10 protein-coding genes are annotated in these 5,990 nt (G+C 61.7%); 1 reads left to right on the top strand and 9 read right to left on the bottom strand.

The annotated features are described in order from the left end of the window. The 8 genes from XANALMUS060_RS16430 to XANALMUS060_RS20760 all read right to left on the bottom strand — a co-directional run. On the bottom strand, window positions 1–351 hold a 351-nt coding region (locus XANALMUS060_RS16430), incomplete at its 3' end, for a hypothetical protein (RefSeq protein ID WP_045739362.1). Next, window positions 329–994, bottom strand: coding sequence for a DNA circularization N-terminal domain-containing protein (locus XANALMUS060_RS16435; RefSeq protein WP_052688241.1), 666 nt, complete (start codon window positions 992–994; stop codon window positions 329–331). The genes XANALMUS060_RS16430 and XANALMUS060_RS16435, both read right to left, overlap by 23 nt. A gap of 112 nt (window positions 995–1,106) precedes the next feature. Next, complete coding sequence (locus XANALMUS060_RS16440; RefSeq protein ID WP_045739363.1) at window positions 1,107–2,288, bottom strand: hypothetical protein; 1,182 nt, start codon at window positions 2,286–2,288, stop codon at window positions 1,107–1,109. Next, window positions 2,278–3,084, bottom strand: a complete 807-nt coding sequence (locus XANALMUS060_RS16445) for a phage tail tape measure protein (protein WP_045739364.1) — start codon at window positions 3,082–3,084, stop codon at window positions 2,278–2,280. The genes XANALMUS060_RS16440 and XANALMUS060_RS16445 overlap by 11 nt, the downstream gene beginning before the upstream one ends. A 101-nt stretch (window positions 3,085–3,185) precedes the next feature. Beyond that, a complete protein-coding gene (locus tag XANALMUS060_RS16450) occupies window positions 3,186–3,479 on the bottom strand; it encodes a hypothetical protein (protein ID WP_045739365.1) in 294 nt (97 codons plus the stop codon). Window positions 3,480–3,503: 24 nt separating this feature from the next. After that, window positions 3,504–4,001, bottom strand: coding sequence for a phage tail assembly protein (locus XANALMUS060_RS17830; RefSeq protein ID WP_052688242.1), 498 nt, complete (start codon window positions 3,999–4,001; stop codon window positions 3,504–3,506). Further along, window positions 3,998–4,171: a phage tail tube protein gene (locus XANALMUS060_RS20755; RefSeq protein ID WP_161795462.1), complete on the bottom strand. Its 174-nt coding sequence runs from the start codon at window positions 4,169–4,171 to the stop codon at window positions 3,998–4,000. The genes XANALMUS060_RS17830 and XANALMUS060_RS20755 overlap by 4 nt, the downstream gene beginning before the upstream one ends. Then, window positions 4,168–4,440, bottom strand: a complete 273-nt coding sequence (locus XANALMUS060_RS20760; protein ID WP_161795467.1) for a phage tail tube protein — start codon at window positions 4,438–4,440, stop codon at window positions 4,168–4,170. The genes XANALMUS060_RS20755 and XANALMUS060_RS20760 overlap by 4 nt, the downstream gene beginning before the upstream one ends. A gap of 80 nt (window positions 4,441–4,520) precedes the next feature. On the opposite strand from XANALMUS060_RS20760, the gene XANALMUS060_RS21015 reads away from it, so the two are divergent. Further along, the gene (locus XANALMUS060_RS21015) at window positions 4,521–4,727 is read left to right on the top strand and encodes a hypothetical protein (protein WP_052688243.1); all 207 of its coding nucleotides are present in this window, start codon (window positions 4,521–4,523) and stop codon (window positions 4,725–4,727) included. A gap of 51 nt (window positions 4,728–4,778) precedes the next feature. Here XANALMUS060_RS21015 and XANALMUS060_RS21520 read toward each other — a convergent pair whose 3' ends face one another. Beyond that, window positions 4,779–5,858, bottom strand: a complete 1,080-nt coding sequence (locus tag XANALMUS060_RS21520; protein ID WP_052688244.1) for a phage tail sheath subtilisin-like domain-containing protein — start codon at window positions 5,856–5,858, stop codon at window positions 4,779–4,781. Window positions 5,859–5,990: the final 132 nt, after the last annotated feature.

The raw sequence follows: 5,990 nt of genomic DNA on the forward strand, positions 1-5,990 counted from the left end.
TAGTGTGTCGCGCGCCGCCAGCATCCTGTCTTGGGTGACCTGCTGTGGGATGGTCGGTGTGCTGCCTTGCGGCTGGCTGATGCCGGCTTGCACGCTGTCCTGCTCAGTGCCGACCAGGGACGAAATGCCCACCGCCTGCGCGAGCAGCAGTTGTCTGCCCAGGTTATAGAGCGCGCCGGCATTGGTATCGATCTGTCTGCGCGAGGGCGTGGCCGCAATGATCGAGGTGCGCGCGAGCATGGACTTCGCCGCCGCCGTTGTGGTGAGCAACTTGACCACATTGGACCAGGCCGCGATGGTGCCTGCGCTGCCGGACATGCCGAAGGCATTAAGCAGCGTGTGCCCCAGCATCGCTGGATCGCGCAGGAAAGAGGCTGCCTGGGTGACCAGATTGTTGAGCGATGTCGCTTCGGAGGGAGGAAAAATTCGTCAGCACTTGCGCGCTCTGGCCAGCCCCGATGAACCCCAGCATGGTGGCCAGTTGTCCTTGGGCGGCTGCCGCGACGAAACTCTGGAAGCCGGCGACGGTGAAGTTGTCCGTGAAATCTTGGATCGCCGCAGTGGCCAGTCCATCGGCAGCAAGCCGGCTGGCTGCCTGGGTGGAACGGGTCGGATTGGGGAAGGTGAGTTCGCCCGACTCGACGAAGGACAAGGACACTGTCGCCACGCCCAGCGCTGCATCGAAGCGCACGCGTGCCGGTGCCGATAGGCACACTTGCATCGTCCCGAGCCAGGGATGCACGAGCGTGCCGGGTCCGGCTGTTTCCAGCAGGGAGAGTAGGGCATTGGCTTGATCGATGTAGTCGGTGCCGATCAGAAAGGCGTCCAGCGCGATTTCGCGGGTGGCGCGGCCGAGGTCTTCGACCCAGGGCGTGTCGCGCTGGGGATACTCATGGATCTGCACGCGGCGGCCGACACCGCAGTCGGCACCATTGACCTGGAAGGCCATCCCACGAAAGGAGGCTGGATGCAGCGCGTCGGAATACGTGGCCATTAGAGTCGTGTAGTGCTATGGCATCAGCAGCGCATGCGTGCTGTAACCGGCATCGACATTGATCGGCATGGTGCCGCCACGGACCTGCTCGACGCGTGAGCCTGCTATGGCATCAGCAGCGCATGCGTGCTGTAACCGGCATCGACATTGATCGGCATGGTGCCGCCACGGACCTGCTCGACGCGTGAGCCGGCGGGCGGGCAGACCATCGATCTTGATGTTGACCTGGCCCTCCACTTTGGTGCCGCCGGCTGCTTTCCCCAACAAAGAGGGCCGTTCGCCGGCAACGGGCGAGGTCAGCGACGAAAAAGGCGTGCCTCGGGAAGGACGGCTGCGCGCGGGGGCCACCGATGTCTCGTCCTCGGCACCGATTCCGAAGGCATGACCGACGGACTTGGCCGCATCGACCATCCAACTCAGTTTGTCCGACAACCAGTGGACGAAATCGCCGAACCACGTCTTGATCGGCTCCCAGTGCTGGATGATCGTGCTGGCGATCCAGCCAATCGGACCGAGGCAGGTGGGTGAGAATCAGTTCGCCATGCGCCTTGATCCAGCTCCAGAAGCTGTTAAACCAGCTCTTCAGCGTGTCCCAGTTCTCGACGATGAGCCAGGCCGCCGAGGCGATGGCCAGGATGATGCCGAGGGGGTTGGCCATCATGGCGGCACCAACAGCGCGAATGCCGCCGGCGACCATGGCAAAGGCGCTGGACATCAGGCCACTCATGGAGACGGTCGTGGTGGTCAGTAGTGTCCAGCCCGAGCGCAAGAGCGCTAACGGACCGGTGACCAACTGTGATGCGCCCAGCCCCATGCGCAGCATCGAGTGGTGGTCAGTAGTGTCCAGCCCGAGCGCAAGAGCGCTAACGGACCGGTGACCAACTGTGATGCGCCCAGCCCCATGCGCAGCATCGACAGCCAGCAGCGCTGCATTACTGGCGACATAGGCTCTGGCCGCCATCCCCAGCAACGCGATCCCCGCGCGCCCGACGGCGAGCGCTGCATTACTGGCGACATAGGCTCTGGCCGCCATCCCCAGCAACGCGATCCCCGCGCGCCCGACGGCGACGACCAATCCGCCCAGGGCCATGATGGTCTGGGCATTCATTACCACCGCCAAACCGATCAGGGCATTGCGCGGACCACCGACGAAGTCGACCAACTTGCCGATGCCGTGTCCGAGCGACAGCACACTGCGGGCCATGCCGCGCCAGTCGATGCTGGACAACCCACGCCCCAAGTCCTTGGCGATGCGACCGACCTCGGTGGACACCAGTTTTTTGTTAGCCGCCATCCAGTCGTTGAATCCATCCAGCAGTGGTTGGTTTGATCGCCGGTACCAGGTTCTTGGCAATGATGATCTGGAAACCCTTGCTGACGATCTCCAGATCGCGCAGTGATTTGGCGAATTCGCGCGAGCGACCAATGTCTTCCTCGCTCATGACGCCTTTGAAGCGAGACATGCGTGCCTGTGCTTGCTCGATGCCTTCGCCACCGGCCTCCAGCAGCGGGACGATTTCCTGCCACTTCTTCCCGAATAGCGCCATTCCCATGCGTGCACGCACGGCGGGATTTTCGTTGCGTACGAAGGCGTCGGCCAGCTCTGGCAGCACGCCCATGCCCGAACGCAACTGACCGGACGCATCACGCATGGCGATGCCCAGATGGGTCAGCAGTGCGGCCGCTTCCTTGCCCCGTCCGTTGGCCGCACGTCCCAGGGTCAGGTTGAGTTTGCCCATGGCCCCTTCCATCTGTTCGACCGCCACGCCGTTTTGTTCGGCGACGTACTTCATGCGCTGAAACTGTTCCACGCTCATGCCAGCGCGCGTGGCACCGTGATGCACGGCTTCGCCCAGCTCGGCATAGGCATGTATCGCATCCTTGACCTTGGCCAGGCCAAAACCGGCCGCTAGGCTGCCGACGATGCCGATGGGCAAACCGAACTTGCCGGCCAGACCGGAGGCGGACTTGCCGATGTCGGTGAGATATTTGCGCGCGGCTTGTGCGGGAGCCTCGACCGACTTCAGTGCATTGATGAGGCTTTGCGCATTGGCCGACAAAATGGCCTTGAGTTCGAAACGATCAGACATGAGGGGGCGTGGATTGGGAGGGCATCACGGACTGTCCTGCAGGCGCTGTGCGATGCGCTCGGCGTGTTGGTTCCACAGTTCGAATTCGGCCAGGCTCAAACTCAGGACGTGGCGCGGGGAAGTCTTGAAGAACCAGGCGACTGATGCACGGCTTCGCCCAGCTCGGCATAGGCATGTATCGCATCCTTGACCTTGGCCAGGCCAAAACCGGCCGCTAGGCTGCCGACGATGCCGATGGGCAAACCGAACTTGCCGGCCAGACCGGAGGCGGACTTGCCGATGTCGGTGAGATATTTGCGCGCGGCTTGTGCGGGAGCCTCGACCGACTTCAGTGCATTGATGAGGCTTTGCGCATTGGCCGACAAAATGGCCTTGAGTTCGAAACGATCAGACATGAGGGGGCGTGGATTGGGAGGGCATCACGGACTGTCCTGCAGGCGCTGTGCGATGCGCTCGGCGTGTTGGTTCCACAGTTCGAATTCGGCCAGGCTCAAACTCAGGACGTGGCGCGGGGAAGTCTTGAAGAACCAGGCGACTTCGTTCGAAGACGCGCTCGGTGAATTGCTCACTCGATCCGGCGGTGCTGTCACTCGATCCGGCGGTGCTGTGTCCTCCCCGAAAAAACCCAGCACCGCCTGCGTGGCGCGTCCAAAATCACCCAGCGACAGCGCCTTGACGCTGGACAGTGGAATGGCGGCCAGTCGCGCCACGTAATGGGCGACCACATTCATGCGTACTTCCACGGCAGGCTCTTCCATGCCATTGCCGGGGAGTAGTCGCATCGGTTGCCCGAGGTCAATCACATCGCCTGTGGTGGGTTGGCGCAGGACCAGGCAGTCGATTTCTTCGCCGTGTGCGAGCACCGCGTAGCTCAGGGGAAGCGTGAGAGATTGCTGCGTTGCGATTGGATCACTCATTGGTTGTTACTCCATTGTCCTTGGCTTCCCGAGAATTCGATCTCGATCGTGCCCTCAATCGGTTTGGCTTTTGGCTCGCCACGCACGAATGCGTTGGAGAGCGTGTAGACGACACCGTTGGCCAGTTCGGCGGTCACGGTCAGGTTGGTGTTGGTGCGCAGGGTATTCACGGGGAAATCCGGTTGGAGAGCGTGTAGACGACACCGTTGGCCAGTTCGGCGGTCACGGTCAGGTTGGTGTTGGTGCGCAGGGTATTCACGGGGAAATCCGGGGTGAACAGCGCCACCACCTTGATGTAGGGCGGGCTCCAGTGCTGTTTCCTTGAAGCCAGCCGGCCCAGACAGGCCCATGACGGCCTCGCGCTTGAATTCGGTGAGTGGGATTTCGATGTCGCCTCCAGTGCTGTTTCCTTGAAGCCAGCCGGCCCAGACAGGCCCATGACGGCCTCGCGCTTGAATTCGGTGAGTGGGATTTCGATGTCGCCAGAGAGAGATTTCGAACTGTGCGCCGTCGATCTTGATGAAGCAGATGCCTGCAATGCGTTGTGCCATGGTCGACTCTTGTCAGCTCAGGATCTGGTTGGTCGGATACTGCAGGCGGAACTGGTTCAGCACCGCGAACAAACACCCGCAATTGATTGACGTAGTCCGGCGGGAACAGCACATTGATGCGGTTCGTGTCGCCTGGATCACGCTCGACGATCAGGTGCTGTTTACCCGCAATTGATTGACGTAGTCCGGCGGGAACAGCACATTGATGCGGTTCGTGTCGCCTGGATCACGCTCGACGATCAGGTGCTGTTTGAAGGAAGGTGTCCAGGTTCTCGACAATGCCCAGGTACTCCATCTGGCCGTAGACGGCGCATAGCTCGCCCTTGATGACCGCAGGGGTCACGATGGCCTGGCCTGCGGCGAAGCGTGTGCCGTCATCGGCCAGCTTGTGCCTGGGGTACTTCGAGGTGATCACGCTCTTGAGCGCACGTAGTACATAGGCCGAGGTGTGCAGGGTTTCCGAATCCAGATAGCTGCTATCTGGCGCTCCGAAACTGTTTTGCTGGTAGGTGGTGATGGCACGTTCAACCCGAAGTTGGCCGCCAGAAACGAAACTGGTGGCGATCCCGAAGTTGAGTAGCGCCTGTCTGTCCTCGAACACGAAGCGGTTGCCTGCACGCGGTGCAAGCAGGCCCAGCAACGGTGTGGTCTGCGTTGGGCGCGCAGGATCAGCTGCGATGTCCACGGCATTGGCACCACCGTAGGCGGCTGTGTATTCCCAGCAAGGATTGGGACAATCGGCATCGATGGCGGCGAGGGTGTGGTGCTGGTCGTTGCGGGTCATGCCGAAGGCGACCAGATCGCTGAGTGTGCCGCGCAGGGCGCTGTAGGCATGGCCATAGATAGGGTGTGGTGCTGGTCGTTGCGGGTCATGCCGAAGGCGACCAGATCGCTGANCGAAACTGGTGGCGATCCCGAAGTTGAGTAGCGCCTGTCTGTCCTCGAACACGAAGCGGTTGCCTGCACGCGGTGCAAGCAGGCCCAGCAACGGTGTGGTCTGCGTTGGGCGCGCAGGATCAGCTGCGATGTCCACGGCATTGGCACCACCGTAGGCGGCTGTGTATTCCCAGCAAGGATTGGGACAATCGGCATCGATGGCAGCGAGGGTGTGGTGCTGGTCGTTGCGGGTCATGCCGAAGGCGACCAGATCGCTGAGTGTGCCGCGCAGGGCGCTGTAGGCATGGCCATAGATTTGCTTGGCGTAGGACCAACGGCCGGTGGTGTCGTTCAGCTCAATTTGCAAGTCATTCAGCGCCAGCGCATGGGCATAGGGATGGATGATGAAGTCGTAGGTGTCATCACCCATGCCGGGGATGGCGGTCAACGGCCGGTGGTGTCGTTCAGCTCAATTTGCAAGTCATTCAGCGCCAGCGCATGGGCATAGGGATGGATGATGAAGTCGTAGGTGTCATCACCCATGCCGGGGATGGCGGTGGTG

The organism is Xanthomonas sp. MUS 060, assembly GCF_000963215.1.
Lineage (GTDB): Bacteria > Pseudomonadota > Gammaproteobacteria > Xanthomonadales > Xanthomonadaceae > Xanthomonas_A.